The organism is Pseudarthrobacter xylosi, assembly GCF_055412765.1.
On the sequence record NZ_JBVAYT010000002.1, the window covers coordinates 548,504 to 572,113 of the forward strand.

Annotated in this window: 19 protein-coding genes; 16 read left to right on the plus strand and 3 right to left on the minus strand. The window is 66.5% G+C overall.

Annotated elements, in window-relative coordinates; all coding sequences use genetic code 11:
* Positions 1–33: 33 nt before the first annotated feature.
* From ACZY1F_RS06505 to ACZY1F_RS06540, 8 genes are all read left to right on the plus strand, one after another.
* Entirely contained in the window at positions 34–738 is a 705-nt protein-coding gene (locus tag ACZY1F_RS06505) for a hypothetical protein (protein WP_426987062.1), read from the plus strand.
* Positions 735–5,180 (plus strand): type VII secretion EssC family protein, encoded by a 4,446-nt coding sequence (locus ACZY1F_RS06510; protein ID WP_463940932.1) that lies wholly within the window; start codon positions 735–737, stop codon positions 5,178–5,180. Before ACZY1F_RS06505 ends, ACZY1F_RS06510 begins: the two co-directional genes overlap by 4 nt.
* Before the next feature lie 123 nt (positions 5,181–5,303).
* Entirely contained in the window at positions 5,304–5,873 is a 570-nt protein-coding gene (locus ACZY1F_RS06515; protein ID WP_463940934.1) for a hypothetical protein, read from the plus strand.
* Between the two features lie 157 nt (positions 5,874–6,030).
* Positions 6,031–6,294, plus strand: a complete 264-nt coding sequence (locus ACZY1F_RS06520) for a WXG100 family type VII secretion target (protein ID WP_111908407.1) — start codon at positions 6,031–6,033, stop codon at positions 6,292–6,294.
* 131 nt (positions 6,295–6,425) lie between these two features.
* Positions 6,426–8,696, plus strand: a complete 2,271-nt coding sequence (gene ligA / locus ACZY1F_RS06525; protein ID WP_463940936.1) for an NAD-dependent DNA ligase LigA — start codon at positions 6,426–6,428, stop codon at positions 8,694–8,696.
* Positions 8,693–9,511: an inositol monophosphatase family protein gene (locus tag ACZY1F_RS06530; RefSeq protein WP_463940937.1), complete on the plus strand. Its 819-nt coding sequence runs from the start codon at positions 8,693–8,695 to the stop codon at positions 9,509–9,511. Before ligA ends, ACZY1F_RS06530 begins: the two co-directional genes overlap by 4 nt.
* Before the next feature lie 26 nt (positions 9,512–9,537).
* Positions 9,538–10,050, plus strand: coding sequence for a GNAT family N-acetyltransferase (locus ACZY1F_RS06535; RefSeq protein WP_463940938.1), 513 nt, complete (start codon positions 9,538–9,540; stop codon positions 10,048–10,050).
* Between the two features lie 38 nt (positions 10,051–10,088).
* Complete coding sequence (locus tag ACZY1F_RS06540) at positions 10,089–10,472, plus strand: RidA family protein (RefSeq protein WP_463940939.1); 384 nt, start codon at positions 10,089–10,091, stop codon at positions 10,470–10,472.
* Between the two features lie 114 nt (positions 10,473–10,586).
* Here ACZY1F_RS06540 and ACZY1F_RS06545 read toward each other — a convergent pair whose 3' ends face one another.
* A complete protein-coding gene (locus ACZY1F_RS06545) occupies positions 10,587–11,249 on the minus strand; it encodes a response regulator (RefSeq protein WP_463940941.1) in 663 nt (220 codons plus the stop codon).
* Complete coding sequence (locus tag ACZY1F_RS06550) at positions 11,242–13,032, minus strand: sensor histidine kinase (RefSeq protein WP_463940942.1); 1,791 nt, start codon at positions 13,030–13,032, stop codon at positions 11,242–11,244. The genes ACZY1F_RS06545 and ACZY1F_RS06550 overlap by 8 nt, the downstream gene beginning before the upstream one ends.
* Positions 13,033–13,196: 164 nt before the next feature.
* Between ACZY1F_RS06550 and ACZY1F_RS06555 the strand changes: the two genes are divergently transcribed.
* From ACZY1F_RS06555 to ACZY1F_RS06575, 5 genes are all read left to right on the plus strand, one after another.
* Complete coding sequence (locus ACZY1F_RS06555) at positions 13,197–14,696, plus strand: CitMHS family transporter (RefSeq protein ID WP_463940944.1); 1,500 nt, start codon at positions 13,197–13,199, stop codon at positions 14,694–14,696.
* Between the two features lie 144 nt (positions 14,697–14,840).
* Entirely contained in the window at positions 14,841–15,137 is a 297-nt protein-coding gene (gene gatC / locus ACZY1F_RS06560; protein WP_056348187.1) for an Asp-tRNA(Asn)/Glu-tRNA(Gln) amidotransferase subunit GatC, read from the plus strand.
* 2 nt (positions 15,138–15,139) lie between these two features.
* Complete coding sequence (gatA, locus tag ACZY1F_RS06565) at positions 15,140–16,699, plus strand: Asp-tRNA(Asn)/Glu-tRNA(Gln) amidotransferase subunit GatA (RefSeq protein WP_463940946.1); 1,560 nt, start codon at positions 15,140–15,142, stop codon at positions 16,697–16,699.
* Positions 16,699–18,207, plus strand: a complete 1,509-nt coding sequence (gene gatB / locus ACZY1F_RS06570; RefSeq protein ID WP_463940948.1) for an Asp-tRNA(Asn)/Glu-tRNA(Gln) amidotransferase subunit GatB — start codon at positions 16,699–16,701, stop codon at positions 18,205–18,207. The genes gatA and gatB overlap by 1 nt, the downstream gene beginning before the upstream one ends.
* Before the next feature lie 215 nt (positions 18,208–18,422).
* Positions 18,423–19,049: a hypothetical protein gene (locus tag ACZY1F_RS06575; protein ID WP_463940950.1), complete on the plus strand. Its 627-nt coding sequence runs from the start codon at positions 18,423–18,425 to the stop codon at positions 19,047–19,049.
* 7 nt (positions 19,050–19,056) lie between these two features.
* Here the strand turns inward: ACZY1F_RS06575 and ACZY1F_RS06580 are convergent, their stop codons facing one another.
* Complete coding sequence (locus ACZY1F_RS06580) at positions 19,057–19,968, minus strand: LysR family transcriptional regulator (protein WP_463940952.1); 912 nt, start codon at positions 19,966–19,968, stop codon at positions 19,057–19,059.
* 135 nt (positions 19,969–20,103) lie between these two features.
* On the opposite strand from ACZY1F_RS06580, the gene tdh reads away from it, so the two are divergent.
* From tdh to ACZY1F_RS06595, 3 genes are all read left to right on the plus strand, one after another.
* Entirely contained in the window at positions 20,104–21,150 is a 1,047-nt protein-coding gene (gene tdh, locus ACZY1F_RS06585; protein ID WP_463940954.1) for an L-threonine 3-dehydrogenase, read from the plus strand.
* A gap of 8 nt (positions 21,151–21,158) precedes the next feature.
* Complete coding sequence (locus ACZY1F_RS06590) at positions 21,159–22,367, plus strand: glycine C-acetyltransferase (RefSeq protein ID WP_463940955.1); 1,209 nt, start codon at positions 21,159–21,161, stop codon at positions 22,365–22,367.
* Positions 22,368–22,449: 82 nt separating this feature from the next.
* Positions 22,450–23,604 carry an NAD(P)/FAD-dependent oxidoreductase gene (locus ACZY1F_RS06595; RefSeq protein ID WP_463940957.1) on the plus strand — a complete coding sequence of 385 codons (1,155 nt, stop codon included), beginning with the start codon at positions 22,450–22,452 and terminating at the stop codon, positions 23,602–23,604.
* The last annotated feature ends 6 nt before the right edge of the window (positions 23,605–23,610 follow it).

Below are 23,610 nucleotides of genomic sequence, written 5' to 3' on the forward strand. Positions count from 1 at the left end.
ACGCGGGCACCGCCCGACGAGGAGGCACGGAAAATGGGGGATCTAGCAATAGATTTCTGTGGTGAGTGGTACGAACCGTCCGATGAGGAAATCTTCAACATCGGCCGCGAAGGCGACCTGGAAGTGGACGACAACCCATACCTTCACCGTCAGTTCCTGCAGGTGGCCCGCTACGACGGGATCTGGTGGCTAAGCAATGTGGGCGGGATGCTGTCCGCCACCGTCGCCGACGGTTCCGGCGGGATGCAGGCCTGGCTGTCGCCGGGAGCGCGTATCCCGCTGGTGTTCAGCCACACGAACGTCATTTTCACCGCCGGGCCCACCACGTATGAGTTCGCCGTGCACCTTAAGACGCCGTCCTTCCGCCAGGAATCACGCGAGGACGACAGCAACGGCGACACCACCATCGGGCCCGTGGTCTTCACCGACTCCCAGCGGGCACTCATCGTGGCTCTGGCCGAACCCATGCTCCGGCGCGAAGGGACCGGGTTCAGCGCCATCCCGTCCTCCGCTGCAGCGGCCAAGACCCTGGGCTGGGCACTCACCCGGTTTAACCGGAAGCTGGATAACGTCTGCGACAAACTTGACCGTGTGGGCGTGGTGGGCCTCCGCGGCGGCGGCGGGAAACTGGCCACGAACCGGCGGGCGAGGCTCGTCGAACACGCCGTCACGTCCCACCTGGTCACGCCCGACGATTTGCACTTACTGGAAAAGATGAGGGGTGTGGACGAAGGATGAGGATCCGGCTGACACTCCGCCGGGACCCGGCGGAAACCAAGGACCTGGCCGTGACCGTCGACGGCCTGGCCACTGTGGCGGATATCGCCACCCAGCTTTGGGTCGCGGACCCCGACCGCAAGGGATCGCCGGCACCGGAAAACCTATCGCTCCGCATCGACGAGGCATTTGTGGGCGGCGGCATGCGCGGCAGCGTCCTGACCCGCGCGGACAACCTCCTGGAATCGGGCCTGCGCCCCGGTTCCGTGGTGTCACTGACCGAAGTCAGCGAACTTTTCGACGCCCCCGGCGCCAACCGCGGACCCGCCGCAGCCACCCTGCGGATCCTTTCCGGGCCCGACGTCGGCCAGGAATTTTCGCTGCCTTCCGGCACCAGCTACATCGGCCGCGACCGGGACGTTGACATCCGGCTCACGGACCCCCTGACTTCCAAGCGCCACGCCCGCATCACCGTGGGCGAGAGCGTGGAGATCGTGGACACGAACTCCGCCAACGGCCTCCTGATGGACGGCCTGCCGGTCACCCGTGCCACCCTGAACTCCTCCGACACGGTGACACTGGGGGAGACCACCGTCACCGTGGTGCCGCTGGGCCGCAACCAGGCGGCAGCACCGACGTCGCCCCTTGTCGATTTCAACCGCTCCCCGCGGGTGGTTCCCCGCTTTGAGGCGCCCAAGCGCGTGCCACCGGCCGGACCCAAGCGTCCGGACCACCAGCCGTTCCCGTACATCATGCTGATGGCGCCGCTGCTGATGGGCGGAATTATGTTCGCGGTCACGCGGAACATCCTGTCGGTGGTGTTCATGATGATGATGCCGCTGTTCATTGTGGGTCACTATGTGGACCACAAGATGCAGACCAGGCGCCAGCAGAAGGAACAGCTCAAACAGTTCCGGGAGTCCATGGCCGCGTTCCGGCAGGACATCACCGAACTGCAGCACGTGGAACGCGCGGTCCGCCTGCAGGAAGCGCCGTCGGTCAGTGATACCGTGGATTCCATCTACAAACTCGGTCCGCTGCTGTGGACCCACCGCCCTGAGCACACCGGTTTCCTGGGCCTGCGGTTCGGGCTCGGCACCGGAACGTCACGCATCCTGTTCGAGGAACCCAACAGCAACGACACCGAAGCTGAATTCATGCGCGAGATCCAGGACTGCCTGAAGCAGTTCAGGGACATCGAGGGTGTCCCGGTGGTCTCCCAGCTGCGCACCGCCGGGTCCTTCGGCGTGGCCGGGGCCCGGGGCCTGGTGGACGACGTTGCCCGCGGCATGGTCCTGCAGTTTGTGGGGCTGCATTCGCCCGCGGAGGCCGTGGTGACAGCCATTACGTCGGCGCAGTCCCGGCAGCGCTGGGACTGGCTGCAGTGGCTGCCCCACGTGGGCTCCGGCCACAGTCCCCTCAACGGCGACCACCTCGCCGCCGGTTCAGCCAGCGGCTCCTCCCTGGTGGCCAGGCTCGAGGACCTGCTCGACGCACGGGAAGCCATGGCCAAGCGCTCCACTCCCGAACACCGGGGATCCGTGGACCCGGCCAAGGACGAGATCCCGTCGCCGGTGCTGCCGGCGGTCCTGGTCATCGTCGAGGACGACGCTCCGGTGGACCGGGGCAGGCTGACCCGCCTTGCCGAGCGAGGGCCGGATTCCGGCGTCCACGTGATGTGGGTGGCCACCGACATCCAGGCACTGCCTGCCGCCTGCCGGGACTTTATGGTGGTGGACGGCGAAAACGGCACCACCACCGGGCAGGTGCGGCTGGGACGGCACACCTACCCCGTGAGCTGCGAAAGCCTCGACGCCGAACTGGCCGCCCAGCTGGCCCGGATGCTGGCGCCCGTGGTGGACGTTGGCAAGCCGGTCAGCGACGACTCCGACCTGCCCCGTGCGGTCTCCTACGCCACCCTGATCGGCAAGGACTTCCTGGACAACCCGCAGGCCGTGGCGGAGCGGTGGGTCGAGAACAATTCAGTCCATGCCTCCGCGGTTCCCAACCGGAAGGACAACGGCACCCTCCGGGCGCTGGTGGGTTCCAAGGGCATCGAGCCGCTCTACCTGGACCTGAAGAACGAGGGCCCGCACGCCCTGGTCGGCGGCACCACCGGCGCCGGCAAATCAGAGTTCCTGCAGTCCTGGGTCATGGGCATGGCTGCCGCGTACAGCCCGGACCGCGTGAGCTTCCTGTTTGTGGACTACAAGGGCGGGGCGGCGTTCGCCGATTGCCTCAGCCTGCCCCACACCGTGGGCCTGGTCACCGACCTGTCCCAGCACCTGGTCCGCCGCGCCCTGACCTCCCTCCGTGCAGAGCTGCACTACCGCGAGCACCTGCTGAACCGCAAGAAAGCCAAAGACCTGCTCGGGCTCCAGCGCGAAGCCGACCCGGAAGCACCGCCGTACCTCATCATCGTTGTGGACGAATTCGCGGCGCTGGCCACCGAAGTCCCCGAATTTGTGGACGGCGTAGTTGATGTTGCGGCCCGTGGCCGTTCCCTGGGCCTGCACCTGATCCTTGCCACGCAGCGGCCAGCCGGTGTCATCAAGGACAGCCTGCGCGCCAACACCAACCTCCGGGTTGCCCTGCGCATGGCGGACGAGGATGACGCCACCGACATTCTCGGCGTGCCTGATGCGGCATACTTCGACCCGTCCATCCCGGGCCGCGGCGCCGCCAAGACCGGGCCCGGCCGCATCCAGGGGTTCCAGACCGGCTATGCCGGCGGCTGGACCACGGAGAAGCCCCAGCGTCCACAGATCGACATCGTGGAAATGGCCTTCGGGTCAGGACCCAGCTGGGAGGCGCCGGCCCCGGAAAAACCCGTCAAGGAAGCCCCCGCCGGACCCAACGACATCGCCAGGATGACCACCAACATCGTCAGGGCAGCGGAGTCGCTGGCCATCCGGCCGCCGCGCAAACCGTGGCTGGACGAGCTGGCCAAGACGTACGACTTCTCCAAGCTCCCGAACCCCCGGACGGACGAACGGCTGCTGCTGGGCGTGGCGGATGATCCTGCCCGCCAGGAACAGCCCACGGTGTTCTACGAGCCGGACCAGGACGGCAACATGGCCATTTACGGCACGGGCGGCTCCGGCAAGTCCGCTGCCCTGCGCGGCATTGCGATTGCCGCCGCCGTCACGCCCCGGGGCGGACCGGTGCACATCTACGGGATAGATTGCGGCTCCTCCGGACTGAAGATGCTCGAAGAGCTGCCGCACGTCGGCGAGATCATCAACGGTGACGACGTTGAACGCGTCGGCCGCCTGCTCCGCCTGCTCCGGGACATCGCCGACGAGAGGTCCGCCCGGTTCGCCGAAGTCAGGGCCTCCACCATCGTCGAGTACCGGACCCTGGCCAACCGCCCGGACGAGAAGCGGATCTTCGTGCTGCTGGACGGCATGTCGGCGTTCCGCGAGACGTATGAATTCAGCCGCCTGTCCGCGCTCTGGGACATCTTCCTGCAGCTGGCCACCGACGGCCGTCCCCTGGGGATCCACTTGGTGGTTACCGGTGACCGGCCCAATGCCGTACCCGCGACGTTGCTGGCTTCCATCCAGCGCCGGCTGGTGCTGCGGCTGACGTCCGAGGACGACTACATGTCCATGGACGTCGCCAAGGATGTCCTCACCAGCTCCTCACCGCCGGGGCGCGGCATGCTGGGCGGCTACGAGGTCCAGCTGGCCGTCCTGGGCGGCAACTCCAACCTGGCGCTGCAGGCCCGCGAGGTCCACAAGCTCAGCCAGGCGATGCTGCGCCAGGGGCTGGAATCGGCTCCGAAAATCCAGCGGCTTCCCGAACAGGTGGACCTGGACGTGCTGCCTGCGGGCAGCCCGGACCTTCCCGTCATCGGCGTCGACGACGAGACCCTGCAGCCGGCCGAGATCATGGCCCAGGGCCCGCTGCTGCTGGCCGGTCCGCCGGGGGCGGGCAGGACAGTGGCGTTGGTGACCCTGGCCTACGCCTTGCGCCGATCCAATCCGGACACGGAGCTGGTGTACATCGGCTCGCGGCGCTCTGCAGTGGCTTCGCTGCCGCTCTGGAACCGCTCGGTGGTGGGTGCAGATGACCTGGCCGAGATCATCGAGGACCTCACGGAGCACTCCTCCGGGAACCCCGGGAAACTGGCGATCTTCATCGAAGGCCTGACCGAGTTCACGGATACCGTTGCGGAATCTGGCGTTTCGCAGCTCGTGACGGCGTCCATCAAGGCCGACCAGTGGGTCGTCGGCGAATCGGAAACGTCAACCTGGTCCTCGGCCTGGTCTCTCGCCCAGCCCTTCAAATCCGGACGCCGGGGCCTGCTCATCAACCCGGGCGACATCGAAGGGGACAGCCTGCTCAACACGTCGCTGGGGCGCGTCAGTCCTGAGTTCATACCGGGCCGAGGCTACATTGTGGGCCGCGGCAAGGCACGCAAACTGCAGATTGCCTTGCCACCGGAAAACAGGGGCTGAGCCGTTGCTTCCCACGGGCCCGTAGATCCAAGGGATTTGCGGGCCCGTGGCGCGTTGTAGGAGACTACCGGAAACACTGTTCGCTGTGGCAAGGGGGTGCCGCGTGCTGTCGAAAAGGTAACCATGATCCGATCTTCATCCGTGCTCCGCGACGTGTCCGCTGCTGCGGCCGTTGCGGTGCTGGCGCTCCTGGTTGGCTTTTCGGCGGCGGCTCCGGCGCAGGCCGACGACGGTCAAAGTAGCAAAATGCCCTGTGTGGTGCTGTGCGGCCCGGACGATGACCCGACGCCGTCCCGTCCGGTCAAACCAACGGAGACGCCCTCACCGTCGGCCCCGGTGATTGAGCCTCCGGCCCCGCCGCCCGCGCCCGTGGTGCCCGCCCCGGAACCGGTTCCCACCCTCGCCCCGGTACCAAGCGTTTCGCCGACTGAGGAATCGACGTCGGCCGCGCCCACCACCACCATCCCCAGCCCGCCGTCGTCGTCGTCCGCGACTGCCTCCACGGAATCGAACTGGAACAAGCCCATCACCAAGTCGGCCAAGCCCACCCAGGCCGCCGCCGTTACCCGGAACGACGACTCAGGCCTCTTCGGCGGGCTCGGACTGCTGGCGATCATGGGAGGCGTGCTGCTGGTGGGCGTGGCCGGCCTGGCCTTCGCGTGGTGGAGCCGGAACCGCCTCGCCTCACACTGACCAGGTTCCGCGGCGTGGGGAGTGGTGCATGGGCAGCGGTGCCCATCGACAGTATTTTTGGGCCGGGATAGGTTCTAGGTAATGGATCTTCCGGATCAGCCGGAGGCCACTGGGGATGCCGATCTGGATCGGATCCAAGACAACGAGGAGAAAACTGATGGCTATTTGGGGCGCAGATGTAGAACAGCTCAGGACTCTTGGCAGCAAGCTGCAGGCCGGTGCCGGCGAGATTGAGCAGCAGCGATCCAACCTCTCCCGCGTGCTGGACAGCACCAACTGGGAAGGCCCGGACGCCACCCACTTCCGTGGCGAATGGTCAGGCACGCACACCGCGGCGCTGAACCAGGTCATCCAGGCGCTGAAGGATGCCGGCCAGAAGGCCACCAAGAACGCCAACGAGCAGGACCAGGCTTCACGCTAACCGCGGAAGCTCTGACGCGGGGGCCCGGACACATCACAGTGTCCGGGCCCCCGCGGCATTTAACAACAGGGGCCAAGGCGGCGCAGTGGGCGTTTGGGCGCATTGTCGGGGCGGTAGGGCAAGATAGGTCTGTGAGCACAGCACCGGTCCCCGCAGAGGAAACAGAAAACAGCACTGAGGAACTTACCGAGCCGGACGCCGTCCCCGCCGGGTCAGTGCGCGAAGAATACGAAAACCTGACGGATCAGGTCAGGAAGTACCGGTTTGCGTATTACCAGGAGGACGAACCCCTGGTATCGGACGCTGAATTCGACGAATTGTTCCGGCGCCTGGAGGAGATCGAGGCACTGCATCCGGAGCTGGTAGCCAATGACTCGCCCACGCAGGAGGTTGGCGGGGAAGTCTCAGCCGCGTTCGCCGCCGTCGAACATCTGCAGCGGATGTACAGCCTCGAGGACGTCTTTTCCCTGGAGGAACTGGAAGCCTGGATCACCAAGGCCGAGGCCGGCGTCAGCAAGCTGGGGGACACCGCCCAGCTGGCGTGGCTCACGGAACTGAAAATTGACGGCCTCGCGGTCAACCTGTTGTACCGAGACGGGAAACTGGTCAGGGCTGCCACCAGGGGTGACGGAACCACCGGTGAAGACATCACCCACAACGTCCTGACGATCAAGGAAATCCCGACCGAACTGACGGGCACTGGATTTCCCGCCGAGGTGGAAATCCGGGGCGAGGTCTTTATCCCGTCCAAGGCCTTCGCGGAATTTAATGAGGCACTGATCGAAGCCGGCAAGGCGCCGCTGGCCAACCCCAGGAATGCCGCCGCCGGTTCGATCAGGCAGAAGGATCCTGCGGAAACCGCCAAGCGTCCGTTGCGGATGTTTGTCCACGGAATCGGTGCGCGCGAAGGGCTGGAAACCCTGAGCCAGTCCCAGACCTATGCCGTGCTGGAACAGTGGGGACTTCCCATTAGCCCGTACTTCGAGGTTCTCGGCGGCCTGCCGGAGATCCTCGCCTTCATCAAGCGCTATGGTGAGCAACGGCACAGCCTGATGCACGAAATCGACGGCATTGTGGTCAAGATCGACGACTTCGCAACGCAGCGTGCCCTCGGCTACACCTCACGCGTTCCCCGCTGGGCCGTGGCCTACAAGTACCCGCCGGAGGAAGTCCACACGAAACTGTTGGACATCCAGGTCCAGGTGGGCCGCACCGGCCGTGTGACCCCGTTCGGGGTGCTGGAGCCGGTGAAGGTTGCAGGGTCTACCGTTGCCCGTGCCACGCTGCACAACCAGGACGTGGTCAAGGCCAAGGGCGTGCTGATCGGCGACGTCGTGGTGCTGCGCAAGGCCGGGGACGTCATCCCGGAGATCGTCGGTCCGGTGATGGCGCTGCGTGTAGGCCGCGAGGATGAACTGCGTGACTTCGTGATGCCCGCTGTATGTCCGTCCTGCGGCACGGAGCTTGCCCCCTCCAAAGAGGGCGACATCGACATCCGCTGTCCCAATTCCAGATCCTGCCCCATCCAGCTGACGGAGCGCGTCGCGCACCTGGCCGGCCGTGGTGCCTTCGACATCGAGGCCCTCGGCGGGGAAGCTGCTGTTGCACTTACGGATCCGGCCGAGCCTAAGCCGGGCCCGCTGGTGAGCGAATCTGAGCTCTTCTCCCTGACCGCGGCGGACTTGGAACACGTGCGGATCTTGCGCGAGAAACGTTCCAAGGGCGTGGGCACCGGTGTCTTCGAGCTGGTCCCGTACTTCTGGACAAAGGCAACCGCCAAGACGCCGTCCAAGCCTACGGCGACCACCGCGAAGCTTTTAGTGGAGCTGGAGAAGGCAAAGGCGCAGCCGCTGTGGCGGGTGCTGGTTGCCCTGTCCATCCGGCACGTTGGTCCCCGCGCCTCAAGGGCCCTGGCCACAGCGTTCGGCACCATGGACGGCATCCGGAACGCTTCCGAGGAAGATCTGGCCCACGTGGACGGTGTCGGCCCAACCATCGCGGCCGCACTGAAGGAGTGGTTCGCCGAGGACTGGCACGTGGAAATCGTTGACCGCTGGACCGCCGCCGGAGTCCGTATGGAGGACGAGCGCGACCACTCCATGCCGCGGACACTGGAAGGGCTGACCCTTGTGGTTACCGGTTCCCTGCCGAACTTCAGCCGGGACGAGGCCAAGGAAGCCATCCTCATCAGGGGCGGAAAAGCGGCCGGATCAGTCTCCAAAAACACCAGCTACGTCATCGCCGGCGAAAGCGCAGGCACCAAACTGGACAAAGCCGAACAGCTCGGAATTCCCGTCCTGGACGAGGACGGGTTCCGCGAGCTGCTTGCCAACGGCCCGGCGCCCGCTGCCGAAGCCACGCCCATACCGACGTCCACGGAATCAGAAGAGGCAGCCGAATGAGCCATCCGGATCTCAACACCGAGCTGCTTGCTGTGGCCCGGCAAGCAGCCGCCGCCGGCGCCGCCGTGTTGGCGTCCCGCAATGGCGAAGCGCTGGACGTCAGCAACAAAGGCGACGCCGGCGACTGGGTTACGGCCTTTGATGTCGCCGCGGAGAACGCGGTTCGGGATGCCATCATGGCCGCCCGTCCACAGGACACCATCACGGGCGAGGAGCATGGGACCACACGGCCCGCTGCCCCCACCGGATATCGCTGGTCCATCGACCCGCTGGACGGTACCACCAACTTCATCCGGAACATTGTCTACTACGCCACCTCCGTGGCCGTGGCGGATTCCGACGGCGTCTGGCTGGCGGGCGTCGTCAACGCCCCGGCGCTGGGCCGCGTCTACTACGCTGCCCGCGGCCAGGGTGCGTGGCTGGAAGAGGGCGGCCGGGTGACCCAGCTCGAGGGACCGGCGCCGGACCGTGCCGGGCAGATCCTCGCCACCGGCTTCAGTTACGACCCCGCCATACGCTCCGAGCAGGCTGCACTGCTGGGCAGCCTGATGGACGGATTCGCGGACGTCCGGCGGCTGGGCTCCGCAGCGCTGGACCTCTGCATGGTGGCTGACGGGACTCACGACGCCTACGGAGAACGCGGGCTTAACGAACATGACTTCTCCGCCGGTGCGCTGATTGCAGAGGAAGCCGGTTGCTGGGTCCGGCGTCCCCGGCTGGCCAGTCCGCTGGACGGTGGACCCGCCGACGAGGACAGGCTCGCCGCGTGGACCTGCGCGGGGACTTTGGCGCTGTCCGGCAAGTTTCCGCTGTGACTCCGTTGCGCCACTAGCATTGTCAGGTGCAATCGCAAATAACCATCCGACCGGCCGTTGAGGCAGACTTCCAGGCCATAGCCAGGATCACCGTGGACTCGTACCTGGCAGCAGGGTATTTCGGCAGCGCGGACCATCCCTATATGCAGCAGATCCAGGATGTTGCCGCCCGGGCGGCGAAGGCCACCATCTGGGTTGCTGAGCGTGACCGGCGAGTGGTGGGTTCCGTGACGCTGGCCCTCGCCGGCGAACCGTTCGCCGATATTGCCCTTCCGGATGAGCTGGAGTTCCGGATGCTGGTGGTGGATCCCGCGGTGCAGCGCAGCGGCGCCGGCAAGGCCATGGTGGAAGCCATCATTGAGCATGCCAAGTCGCTGGCGGGAATCACCGGCGTGGCCCTCACCACCGGCGGGACCTGGGAGAGTGCCCATGGCCTTTACCGGAAGACAGGCTTCAAACGTGTCCCCGAGCGCGACTGGCTGATTCCGGGTACCGACATAAAGCTGCTGGTTTACCGGCTTGACGTCCAGCCAACCTAAAGTGGTGCCGACTCATTTTCGGCACTGAAAGGCCCACCATGCGCAAAACATTCGGCACCGGCTCCGTCTGGGAGCAGACCCTCGGCTACTCCCGCGCCGTCCAGGTGGACAACACGCTGTACATTTCCGCCACGGCCGCCAGCGGCGAGGACGGCATTGTGGGCGAGGACTTCTACGCGCAGACCCAGTACATCCTGCAGAAGCTCGGCGTGGTCCTGGCCGAGGCCGGCTTCAGCTTCGAAGACGTGGTCCAGTCCAAGCTGTACCTGACGGACATCAGCAAGTGGGAAGAGGCCGGCCGCGCCCATGGCGAGGTCTTCGGCGAGATCCGCCCCACCCTTGCCCTGGTGCACGTCCTGCCGTTCCTTGACCCGAAGATGCTCGTCGAAATCGAGCTCGTGGCCCAGAAGAGCGCCAGCTAGAAGGCCTCGCGCGGGACAGACATCCGCCCGCAGCCTGCGCGAACGTACACTTGAGGCCCTAAAATCGGTGGATTTGGGGCCTCAAGTGTACGTTCGCGCTTAAGGGGTGGGGGACTACTGGGCCGGGAGGCTGTAGCGGTGCTCGGGGCGTCCGGTGGTTCCGTAGCGCAGTTGGATGTCGACGGCGCCGTCGTCGGCCAGCGAGGACAGGTACCTTTGCGCCGTCGCCCGGGAAACCCCCACCCGGGTGGCCACTTCCACCGCCGAGTACTGCTCGCCGGCGACCAGCGATTCCAGCACTGCGGCCTCGGTGGCGGAGCGGGGCTTGACCGACGGCGCCACGTCCCCGGGGATCAGTGCCCGTTTGGCCCGCTCCACGGCGCCCTGGTCCAGGGCCCCGGGCTGGGCCAGCAGCCTGCGGTACCGGGAATACGAACGCAGCTGCTGCGACAGCGACTCGGCTGTAAAGGGCTTCAACAGGTAGCCAAGGGCACCGCGGCGGAATGCTTTCCGCAGCGACTCGGCGTCCGACGCGGCACTGAGGATCATGGTGTCCACGTCGAGCTGCTGCAGCAGGTCGAGCCCTGACGCGTCCGGCAGGTAAACATCCAGCAGCACCAGGTCCGGGCGGAGGCTGTGGATCGCCTGCAGGGCCAGGGAGGCCGACCCCACCGGCGCCAGCGCCAGGAACCCCGCCACCGAATCCACGTAGGCGGCGTGGAGCTTGGCCACGTGGAAATCGTCATCCACAATCAGCACCCTGAAATCTTCAGGCATCTTTGTCCTTTCCAACCAAATCCGTGGTCCCCGCTGGTGTCCCGGCGGTTGTCCCCGCCGTTGTGCGTGGCAGGGACGCCATAAACACGGCCCCGGGTCCGCCCGGTGTCCCCGGCTCCAGCAATCGGACGTCCCCGCCGCGGCGCCGGGCCAGCTTCCGGGCCAGGGCAAGGCCCAGCCCCTGCCCGCCACTGGTCCGTGCACCAATAGTCCGTCCGCCGGCAGTAGCCGGAGCCGCCAGTCCAGGGCCAGCTGCCGTCGTAAATCCTTCGGCAAAGACCCCTTCCGGAACCGTCCCGGCGGCGAGCCCGTCACCCGAATCGGCGACGACGATGTGCAGGGTCCCGCCGTCGTCGTGCGGTTCATCCAGCACCTCCAGCTCCACCCAGCGGTCCGGGGAGGAGCCGGCGACGGCGGCGTTGACCGCGTTGTCGATCAGGTTGCCCAGCACCGTGGTCACGTCCTGCGGCTCGGTGACCTGGCCGCGGACCAGGGTTTCGGGCCCGATCCGCAGCGTGACGCCGCGCTCATCGGCCTCCACCCCCTTGGCACCCACAAAGGCCTGCAAGTAGGGGTCCTGCAACAGTTCCGCCTGGTCCACCGGGAACTTCAGCGGCCCCGTGGCGGCCAGGCCGGCCAGGTAATCGCGGGCCTGCTGGTGCTGCCCGATGCTCATCAGGCCGGCGATGGTGTGCAGCTGGTTGGCGAATTCGTGGCGCTGCGCGCGCAGGGCCGTGGACATGGTGCCGACGGCGTCGAGCTGCCGGGTGAGCTGCTGGAGTTCGGTGCGGTCCCGGAGCATCACCACCCAGCCCAGGTCCTCGCTTCGGTGCAGGGCCTTGCGCGCGCTGGCCACCAGGACACTGCCGCCGGCCACCAGCTCAATGGCGTCCGCCTCCGCGGCGTCCGGCCGGGTCAGTGCTTTGAGCTGCCCGGGTACCGGAGCGTCGGCCCACGGCGTCCCCGAAAGGTCCGGCTGCTCCAGAAGGCGCTGCGCGGCTGCATTGAACACGCTGATCCTGCCGTCGGCCGAAACGCCGATGACGCCGTCGTCCACGCCCTGCAAAACGGCCACCTGGTCGTGCACCAGCGTGCTGATTTCCTCGGGCTCCAGCCCCAGGGTCAGCCGCTGGAGCCGCCGCCGCAGCAGGAACGAGGCCAGCACGCCTGCCAGCAGCGCACCCGCGGCGGTCAACCCCACGGGTCCGACGTCACGGGCAACGCTTTGGCCCACGCTCTCCATGGAGTAGCCCACGCTGACCTCGCCCACGACGGTGCCCGTGCTGGTGCTGGTGCCGGTGCCGGGCGCGTAAACAGGAACCTTGGCGCCGGCCGACGGGCCCAGTGTCCCGGTGTTCCTGGTGGTGACCTCCTGGCCGGCGAGGGCCTCTGACGGATCGGTGCTGACCTTCTCGCCCAGCCGGTCCGGGTCTGGGTGCGCCAGTCGCAGGCCGGTCTCGTCGGTGATCACCACAAACAGTGCCCCGGTCCGGGTCCGGATCGACTCGGCGGCCGCCATCAGCGGTCCGGCGCGGAGCACGGCGGGCGGGGGAGTGCCCGCGCCCTCGCTGATGGCCAGGACATTGGCCTGCACCGAAGGGTCCGCAGCGACGGCGCGGGCCAGCGTCAGTGCCTGGTTTTCCGCCTCTCGGCCCACCCGGTCGTACGTCAGCCAGGCGTGGACAGTGGCGCTGAGCAGCACCACCAGCAGGACTACGCCCAACTGAAGGAGGAGCGTCTGGGTGGAGAACCGCAATGCCCGTGTGCGTGACGAACGCGGCATGGTCCTCCCTTCCTTGGGCCTGAGTGTGAGCACAATGCGCAAAATGCTCCGAATAAGCAGTATGCCAATCAATTGAGGCAAAGGCACTGCCGTGACGTCCACCACCCTAATGTCTGTAGCACGCGTCACACTGCGGTGGCGTTGTTCACATGAAGGAGCCGGCCGTGCTGGTATTACTTGGATTCGCAATGATCGCGGTATTCATGGTGCTGATCATGACGAAGAAGTTGACGCCAGTACTGGCGCTGATCATCGTCCCCACCGTTTTTGGCCTCTTTGCCGGCGCCGGACTGGGCATCGGAGACATGGTGCTGGATTCGATGAAGGCCATGACGTCCACCGCGGCGCTGCTGATGTTCGCCATCATCTACTTCGGCCTGATGATCGACGTCGGGCTGTTCGACCCGCTGGTGAAGTTCATCCTCCGCAAGCTGGGCAACGACCCCGCCAAGGTGGTTCTCGGCACTGCCATCCTGGCAGCCGCGGTGTCCCTGGATGGTGACGGCTCCACCACGTTCATCCTCACCACCGCAGCCATGCTGCCGATCTACCTCCGCCTGAAGATGAGCCCGGTTGTCCTCACCTGCGTGGCCGGCCTGGCCAACGGCACCATGAACATCGTTCCGTGGGGCGGCCCCACCGCCCGCGCCGCCAGCGCCCTGAAAATCGACGTCAATGACGTCTTTGTCCCCATGATCCCGTCCCTCATCGCAGGCCTGGCGGTCGTCCTGGTCTTTGCTTGGGTGCTCGGCCTGCAGGAGCGCAACCGCCTCCGGGCCACGGCGCCGGAAATCTGGGGAGTGCCGTCCTCGGCAGAACCCTTTACCGCTGAAGCGTTCGACGGCGGCACTCCGGCTGGCGGCAACGGCGGCTCCGGCAATGCTTCCGGCCGAGGTTCCGCACCTGTTCCCGCAACGGGAGGCCCCGCCGTCGGAAGTACAGCTTCGATGACTGGCGTCGCTGTGCTGGAGCGCACTGAAGACCTCGTAGACGACAACGACACTGCCATGGCAGACACCGCCCTGGACCCCAACCGCAAGACCCTTCGACCCAAGCTGCAGTGGTTCAACCTGGGCCTCACCGTGGCCGTCATGGCGATGCTCATCGCCGATCTCGTTCCCCTGCCCTACGTGTTTATGGTGGGTTCCGCAATCGCCCTGCTGGTGAACTTCCCCCACGTCAAGGACCAGGCCGCGCAGATCGTGGCCCACGCACCGTCGATCGTCGCAGTGGTCAGCATGGTCATGGCTGCCGCAGTCCTGACCGGCGTCCTGACCGGCACAGGCATGGTTGAGGCCATGTCCGCGTGGCTGGTGCAGATCATCCCGTCCAACATGGGCCCGCTGATGGCCGTCATTACCGGCGTGCTCAGCATCCCGATGACATTCTTCATGAGCAATGACGCCTTCTACTTCGGTGTGCTTCCCGTCCTGAGCGAGACGGCCGCGCACTACGGCATCAGTGCCGCAGAGATGGCCCGTGCCTCCATTACCGGACAGCCATTTCACATGCAGAGCCCGCTGGTGCCCGCCATCCTGCTCCTGGTCTCCCTGGCCAAGGTTGACCTGGGCGATCACCACAAAAAGGTCCTGTGGCGGGCCGCCGTCGTTTGCCTCGTCATGCTGGGTGTGGGAATGCTGACGGGAGCCATCGGGATCGGCTAGTCTGTAGCTGCCTGTGGCTGGCCTTGTGGCCGGGACCACGGCACCGATGTGCCCGTCTGACGCCCGCTGGGGGTCGTCAGACGGGCACTGACGTTTCCCCACTAGACTGGTTCGGAAAACAATCCGAACCTGCAGGGGAGATCCATGGCTGCGATCAACCGTGACGATGTTGCGCACCTCGCGCAGCTCGCTCACATCGAGATGAGTGCTGAAGAGCTGGACAGGATGGCCGGCGAACTCGCCGTCATCGTTGATTCAGTGAAGTCCGTGAGTGAAGCCGCCGGTGACGACGTCCCGGCAACCTCCCACCCGATCCCGCTGACCAATGTGTTCCGCGAGGACGTTGTGGGCCACACCTTCACCGCGGAGCAGGCACTCTCGGGAGCTCCGGATTCCGATGAGAACCGCTTCAAGGTCCCGGCAATCCTGGATGAGGCATAACCATGACTGACACCAACGAACTCATCCGCATGTCCGCCGCGCAGCTGGCCGGCATGCTGGCCGCCGGCGAGGTCACCTCGGTCGAGGTCACGCAGGCTTACCTGGACCGAATCGCAGCTGTCGACGGCGGCGAACGCGGTGTGAACGCGTTCCTGCACGTCAACACCGAAGAAGCGCTCGCCGTCGCCGCCGAGGTGGACGCCATCCGTGCCGCCGGCGGTGCCGCCGCCGAGGAACTCCACGTCCTCGCCGGTGTGCCCATCGCGGTCAAGGACCTCATCGTCACCATCGGCCAGCCCACCACGGCCGGCTCCAAGATCCTCGAGGGCTGGCACAGCCCCTACGACGCCACGGTGGTCAAACGCCTCCGTGCCGCCAAAATGCCCATCCTGGGCAAGACCAACCTGGACGAATTCGCCATGGGTTCCTCCACCGAGCACTCTGCATTCGGCCCCACCCGCAACCCGTGGGACCTGGACCGGATTCCGGGCGGGTCCGGCGGCGGTTCGGCTGCGGCCGTTGCCGCTTTCGAAGCCCCGCTGGCTCTCGGCACGGACACCGGCGGATCCATCCGCCAGCCCGGCGCCGTCACCGGCACCGTGGGAGTCAAGCCCACGTACGGCGGTGTCTCCCGCTACGGTGCCATCGCCATGGCGTCCTCGCTGGACCAGATCGGCCCGGTGTCCCGCACCGTCCTGGACTCGGCGCTCCTGCACCAGGTCATCGGCGGCCATGATCCGTTTGACTCCACGTCACTACCCGACCCCCTGGCAGACCTCGTCGCCGCTGCCCGCGTGGGCAATGTCGAAGGCATGCGGATCGGCATCATCAAGGAGCTCCACGGCGAGGGCTACCAGGCCGGCGTCGAGAACCGCTTCAACGAATCCCTGGAGCTGCTGAAGCAGGCCGGTGCGGAAATCGTTGAGGTGTCCTGCCCCAACTTCCAGTACGCCCTCGGTGCCTACTACCTGATCATGCCGTCCGAGGCCTCCTCCAACCTGGCCAAGTTCGACGGCGTCCGGTTCGGTTTGCGCGTCCTGCCCACCGACCCGCCGCTCACCATCGAACGGGTTATGGCCGCGACCCGCGCCGCCGGTTTCGGCGACGAGGTCAAGCGCCGCATCATCCTGGGCACCTACGCCCTGAGCGCCGGCTACTACGACGCGTACTACGGCTCTGCCCAGAAGGTGCGCACACTGGTCCAGCGTGACTTCGAGGCCGCGTTCGCACAGGCCGACGTCCTGATCTCGCCCACGGCGCCCACCACGGCGTTCAAGCTCGGCGAGAAACTGAATGACCCGCTGGCGATGTACCTCAACGACGTCGCCACCATCCCCGCCAACCTGGCAGGCGTGCCCGGGCTGACCCTGCCGGGTGGCCTGGCTGACGAGGACGGCCTTCCGGTCGGCATCCAGCTGCTGGCTCCGGCCCGCGAGGATGCCCGGCTCTACCGCGTGGGTGCTGTCCTGGAATCCCTGCTCGAGGCACAGTGGGGCGGACCGCTCCTGGACCGTGCACCGGCGTTGGTTGAGACCCTTGTTGAAGCCAAGGAGGCAAAATAATGAGCACTGACGCAACCCTGAGCTTCGAAGAGGCCATGGAGAAGTACGATCCCGTCCTGGGGTTCGAGGTCCACGTGGAGCTCAACACCAAGACCAAGATGTTCTCCTCCGCGCCCAACGTCTTCGGCGACGAGCCGAACACCAACGTCAACGAGGTGGACCTGGGCATGCCCGGCGTGCTGCCGGTGGTCAACAGGATCGCGATCGAGTCCTCGATCAAAATCGGCCTTGCCCTGAACTGCAAAATCGCTGAGTCCTGCACGTTCGCGCGGAAGCAGTACTTCTACCCGGACACCCCCAAAAACTTCCAAACGTCACAGTACGAGGACCCGATCGCGTACGACGGCTACCTGGACATCGAACTCTCGGACGGGACCATCTTCCGCGTCGAGATCGAGCGCGCCCATATGGAAGAGGACGCCGGCAAGCTGACCCACATGGGCGGGTCCGCCGGCCGTATCCAGGGTGCCGACTTCTCGCTGGTGGACTACAACCGTTCCGGCGTTCCGCTGGTGGAGATTGTCACCAAGCCCATCGAGGGTGCCGGTTCCCGTGCCCCGGAACTGGCCAAGGCCTACGTGGCCGCTGTCCGGGAGATCGTCAAGAACCTGGGCGTCTCGGACGCGAAGATGGAACGCGGCAACGTCCGCTGCGACGCGAACGTGTCGCTGCGCCCGCACGGCCGCGAACGCTTCGGCATCCGCTCCGAAACGAAGAACGTCAACTCGCTGCGCGCCGTCGAACACGCCGTCCGCTACGAGATCCAGCGGCACGCAGCCGTCCTGGACGCCGGCAACCCGGTCATCCAGGAAACGCGCCACTGGCACGAGGACACCCGCACCACCACCTCGGGCCGGCCCAAGTCCGACGCCGATGACTACCGCTACTTCCCGGAGCCGGACCTGGTTCCGATCGTTGCGTCCCGCGAATGGGTGGAGGAACTCCGCGCCACCCTGCCCGAGCCGCCGGCGGCCCGCCGCAAGCGCCTGCAGGCCGACTGGGGCTACTCGGACCTGGAATTCCGCGACGTGGTCAACGCCGGCGTGATGGACGAGATCGAGGAAACCATCGCCGCAGGGGCCTCGGCCTCTGTCGCCCGCAAGTGGTGGATGGGCGAGATCGTTGGCCGTGCCAAGAACGCCGACGTCGATCCCGGCCAGCTGGGCGTGCAGCCCGCCACCATCGTGGAGCTGAACCAGTTGGTGGAGGACGGCAAGATCAACAACAAGATGGCCACCGAGGTCCTGGACGGCGTGCTCGCCGGCGAAGGCACCCCGGCGGAGATCGTGGCGAAGCGCGGCCTCGCCGTCGTTTCCGACGACGGCCCCCTGCTGGAAGCCATCGACGCGGCCCTCGCCGCCCAGCCGGACGTCGCAGACAAGATCCGAGCCGGCAAACTCCAGGCGATCGGCGCGATCGTGGGCGGCGTTATGAAGGCCACCCGCGGGCAGGCCGACGCCGGCCGCGTCAAGGAGCTGATTCTGGCGAAGCTCGGCGTTGAGGGCTAGCCGAGAGCCGAGTCGCAGGCTAAGCCGCCTGATTTAACCCAACTGGGTCACAGTTAATGCCGTTATGAGCGCTCATAACGGCATCTACTGCGACCCAGTTGGTCTTTCAGTACTCACTTCCCGCCCGCAAAGTACGCGTGTTCAGTGTGGCCTGCCGGATCTAGACTGAAGATCCAGGGCGCCCGAGCCCTGCCGGTGCTGTGGGAGGAATGGCCATGTCGGTCCAAGAACCGTTGAGATTCCGCAAGGTCCTGCTGGCCGGCGTTGTGGCGCTGGCACTGACCGGCACCGGCGTCGCCATCGCCTGGTCCGCGACGGACACGCCGTCCCCGTCGCCGTCGGACTCCGCACCGGGGAAATCGGACAAGGCGCCGGGCCAGGAGAAGCCGGCCAAGGCCCAGCGCCCGCAGCACCTGCACAGTGAAAGTGTGGTGAAGAAGGCCGACGGGACGTTCGAAACCGTGCTGACGCAACAGGGCACGGTGGATGCCGTCAGTGAAACTTCGGTCACCGTCAAGAGCGAGGACGGCTTCTCCCAGACCTACGCAGTCAACGCGGAGACGAAGATCATCAAGTTCCCTGCCCCGGCGGCGGACGGTTCGCCGGCAACGGGCGACGACGGCAAACGGCTGAAGCGGTCAGAGGTCACCATCGCGGAAATCGCCACGGGTGAGGCCGTCAGGGTCTCCGGTGTAAAGAGCGGCGACAACACCACCGCCCGGCAGATCGTTGAGGGCGCCGGCACCGGCCCGGGCAAGGGCCTAGGGAAAGGCCTTGGCAAGGGACATGGCCAGGGGCTGGGCAAGGGCCTCGGCCACGCCAAGCGGCTTGCCCCCAAGTAAGCGCCACCTAGCCCTGCTCCACCAGTCCGGTCATGATCGCCTGCAGCGCCTCGCACACAATCATCACCGAGCGGCGCTTCAGGTTCTCCGGGCGGGCCAGGATGTCGATCCGCCGCCGGGTGCTGATGCCCTCAAGCGGCCGCAGCACAATGCCCGGGTTGAGCACGGGCCGCGCCGTATGCCGTGGCAGCAGGCCCACCACCCCGCCCGCCGCGACCAGAGCGGCCACGGTGGAGTAGTCGTTGATCCGGTGGACGATGTTCAGTTCCCTGCTGGAGACGGCCGCAACGGCGGAGAGGACGTCCGCGGGGGAGTAACCGGTGTGGCTGGTCACCCATGATTCGCCCACGACGTCGGCCGCCGTAACGGTGTCCCGGTCCGCCAGGGGATGCCCGGCGGGCAAGGCAACGTCCAGCGGTTCGTGTGCCAGCGGGATCACCGCCACACGCTCCTCGGGCCAGCGCGGGCTGTGGTCCATCCGGTGTGCCAGCACCAGGTCGTACCGCGCCGTCAGCGCCGGAAAATCGTGCTGCGCCACGTCCTCATCGGAGAGCTGGACCCGCGGCTGGCCGGGCGCGTCCAGCATGCGCGCCAGGGGCGCAAACAGCGCCTGGCCCGCACTGTGGAAACCGCTGATGGTCACGGGGCCAACGGGCGAGCCGTGATAGGCGCCGATCGCGGTCCGGGCGTCCGCCATGGCACTGACGACGGCGGCACCTGCGTCAGCGAGCACCTGGCCGGCCTCCGTCAGCACGAGGTTGCGGCCCTCTTTCCGAGTCAGCGGAACGTCAATGTTGCGCTGCAGCAGGGCCAGTTGCTGGGACACCGCGGACGGCGTGACCATGAGCGTCTCCGCCACCGCCTTCACGCTGCCCAGGGCGCCCAGTTCGCGGAGGATTTCCAGCTGATGAATTTCCATCCGCCCAGTCTATGCATAAGCGAATGCTTCATCGTCGATTGAGAGAATTCTCCTTGTGCTAATGCTTCGGAATGGCTCTAATAAAGGGAGACCACACCCGCAGGCCGCGGGCCGCTGCCAACAGTCAGGAAGCCAATGAAGGCACTCTACAAGTCCGGTGCACACGCCGGGTTCGAGCTGGTTGACCGCCCCGAGCCCGAGGCCGGCCCCAGCGACGTCAAGATCCGGGTCATGACCAGCGGGATCTGCGGCACGGACCTGCACATCCAGTCCTGGGACGCCTGGGCACAAAGCATGATCGAGGCGCCGCTCATCGCCGGCCACGAGTTCTACGGTGAAGTAGTGGAAATCGGCGACGGCGTCCGCGACGTCAGGGTAGGGGACCGCGTATCGGGCGAGGGCCACGTGGTCTGCGGGATCTGCCGGAACTGCCGCGCGGGGCGCCGCCAGATGTGCATTCACACCGTCAGTGTCGGCGTGCAGCGGGACGGCGCGTTCGCCGAGTATGTGGTCATCCCCGAGACCAACGTCTGGGTCCACCACGATCCCTCCATCACCCCGGAACTGGGCGCGATTTTCGATCCGTTCGGCAACGCCGTGCACACCGCCCTCAGTTTTCCCCTGGTGGGCGAGGACGTGCTGATCACCGGGGCCGGTCCCATCGGCCTGATGGCCATTGCGGTGGCCCGCCACGCCGGTGCGCGCAAGATTGCCATCACTGATGTCTCCCAGCCCCGGCTCGACCTGGCACGCCAGCTCGGCGTGGACCTGGCCATCGACGTCTCCACCACGCGCGTCAAGGATGCCCAGCGTGAACTCGGCATGCGGGAGGGCTTCGACATCGGGATGGAAATGTCCGGCCACCCCACCGCCCTGCCGGAGATGATCAACAACATGAACCACGGCGGCCGCATCGCCATGCTCGGCCTGCCCAGCCAGGACATCACCATCGACTGGGGCAAAGTGGTCACGCACATGCTGACGCTTAAGGGCATCTACGGCCGGGAAATGTACGAGACCTGGTACGCCATGAGCGCCATGCTCTCCTCCAACCCCGTGCTGCACGCCGGCATTTCAGCTGTAGTGACGGACAAGCTTCCCGCCGCAGAATGGGAAAAAGGCTTTGCCACCGCCCGCGCCGGCGTCGGCGGAAAAGTTGTCCTCGACTGGACCGAACTCTAAGGAGCACCATGTACACCTCCATCAAGGACCAGCTGCAGGCTGAGCTGGACGACATCCGCACTGCCGGTCTCTTCAAAACGGAACGCAGCATCAACTCCGCCCAGTCCAGCCACATCACGGCCGGGCAGATTGGGGAACCGGGCGCCACCGTCCTAAACTTCTGCGCCAATAACTACCTGGGCCTCGCGGACCACCCGGACATCATCACCGCGGCCAAAGAGGCCATGGACTCACGAGGCTTCGGCATGGCCAGCGTCCGCTTCATCTGCGGCACCCAGGACCTGCACCTGGAACTGGAAGCCAGGGTATCCAGGTTCCTCGGCACCGAGGACACCATCCTGTTCTCCAGCTGCTTTGATGCCAACGGCGGCGTCTTCGAATCCCTCTTCGGCCCCGAGGACGCCATCATCTCCGATGCCCTCAACCACGCCTCCATTATCGACGGTATCCGGCTCTGCAAGGCACAGCGGTTCCGCTACGCCAACCGGGACATGGCGGACCTCGAGGCCAAGCTGGTGCAGGCATCGACACAGGACAAGCCCGCACGGCGCAAGATCATCGTCACCGACGGCGTATTCTCCATGGACGGCTATCTGGCACCGCTGGAAGCCATCTGCGACCTCGCCGAGAAGCACGACGCCCTGGTCATGGTGGACGATTCCCACGCCGTCGGCTTTATGGGTGCCACCGGCGCCGGAACCCCCGAGCATGCCGGCGTGTCCCAGCGTGTGGACATCTACACCGGAACGTTCGGCAAAGCCCTGGGCGGAGCGTCCGGCGGCTATGTGTCCGGCCGCAGCGAAGTGGTGGCCATGCTCCGCCAGAAGGCCCGCCCGTACCTGTTCTCCAACTCCTTGGCCCCCGCGATTGTCGCCGCCACTATCAAGGCCCTTGATCTCGTGGAGAATTCCGGTGACCTGCGGACCCGGCTGTTCGAGAACGCCCGGCTGTTCCGCCGCCGGATGACCGAAGAGGGTTTTGAACTCCTCGACGGCGAACACGCGATTGTTCCCGTGATGTTCGGGGATGCCGTGATGGCCGCCAAGGTGGCGGACCAAATGCTCCAGCACGGCGTTTTCGTCACCGCGTTCAGCTTCCCGGTGGTCCCGCGCGGCGCCGCCCGGATCCGCGTGCAGCTTTCGGCGTCGCACTCAGCGGACGACGTCGAAGCGTGCGTGGGTGCGTTCGTCGCCAGCCGCACGGCGGTAGCAGGCTAACCCAGCCGGGTTAAACCAGCGCGGCTAAACCCCCTGGCGGGTGCCCGGCGCGGCCGCAGGTCAACTCTGCAAGGATGGAGCCATGGCAGCACACTACGACGTCCTGATTGTGGGCGGCGGCATCGCCGGCCTGTCCCTGGCATCCGCGCTCGCGGGGAGCTGCAGCGTGGCGCTGGTGGAGGCGGAGCAGGAGCTGGCGTATCACACGTCCTCCCGCTCCGCCCGCCAGCTGATTCCAAGCTACGGCCCTGAGGTGGTCCAGGAGCTCACAGTCCGGACCCTGGAACTGATGGCGGCCCGGGACGCGCAACTGCCCGAACCTGTCCTGACACCGCGGAGCTTTATGCTCATCGGCACGGAAGAGTCCGTCCGCGCCGAGGCCAGCGGCCACATGCGTGCCATCCCGCACGAACGGGCGTTGGAGTTGTGCCCCGCCCTGGTCCCGGAGGCCTTCTCCGCAGCAGGCTTGGACACCGGATCCTTCGGCTGCAACGCCCCGCTGCTGCTTGCCGACCACCGGCAGCGGGCTGCGGCCGCCGGCGTCGACATCATCACCGGCGCCCGCGTATATTCCGCCCAGCGGCTCGGCTCCGGCTGGGAGATCGGCGCCGGGCAGGAAGCCTTCGAAACCGGTGTGCTGGTCAACGCCGCCGGCGCCTGGGCCGACGAACTCGCCGTGATCAGCGGCGTGGAGAAGCTCGGGCTCCAGCCGTACCGGCGCACCGCGGCGATTGTCGACGTCGAACATCCCCTTCCCGAGCAAAGCCCCATGGTGGCTGCAGCGGACAATACGTTCTATTTCCGCCGGGAAGGCACCGAGGTGCTGATCTCGCCGTCGGAAACGGTGCCCAGCGGGCCCGAGGACGCCCGGCCGCGGCCCGGCGATGTCGAGCGGCTGATCGTGAAGCTGAACGAGCTGACCACGTTGGGAATCCGCGGAGTCCGGAGTGCGTGGACGGGGCTCCGGACCGAGGCGGCTGACGGCGTCCCGGTAGCCGGGTTCGACGCCGAAGCCCCGGGGTTCTACTGGCTTGCCGGTCAGGGCGGGTATGGCTTCCAGACGTCATCGGCCATGGCGGAGCTGGCCGCCGCGCAGATCCTGGCCGGACAGGGCGCCGGCCACAGTGCCGGCCACAGTGCCGGGCACAGCGCGGGACACGGTCCCGCTCCGGCCCACCGTCCGGCATCCCGGACAGCGGAGGCGCTGGCGGCCACGCGCTGGTCCATCCGGCGCTGAACAATG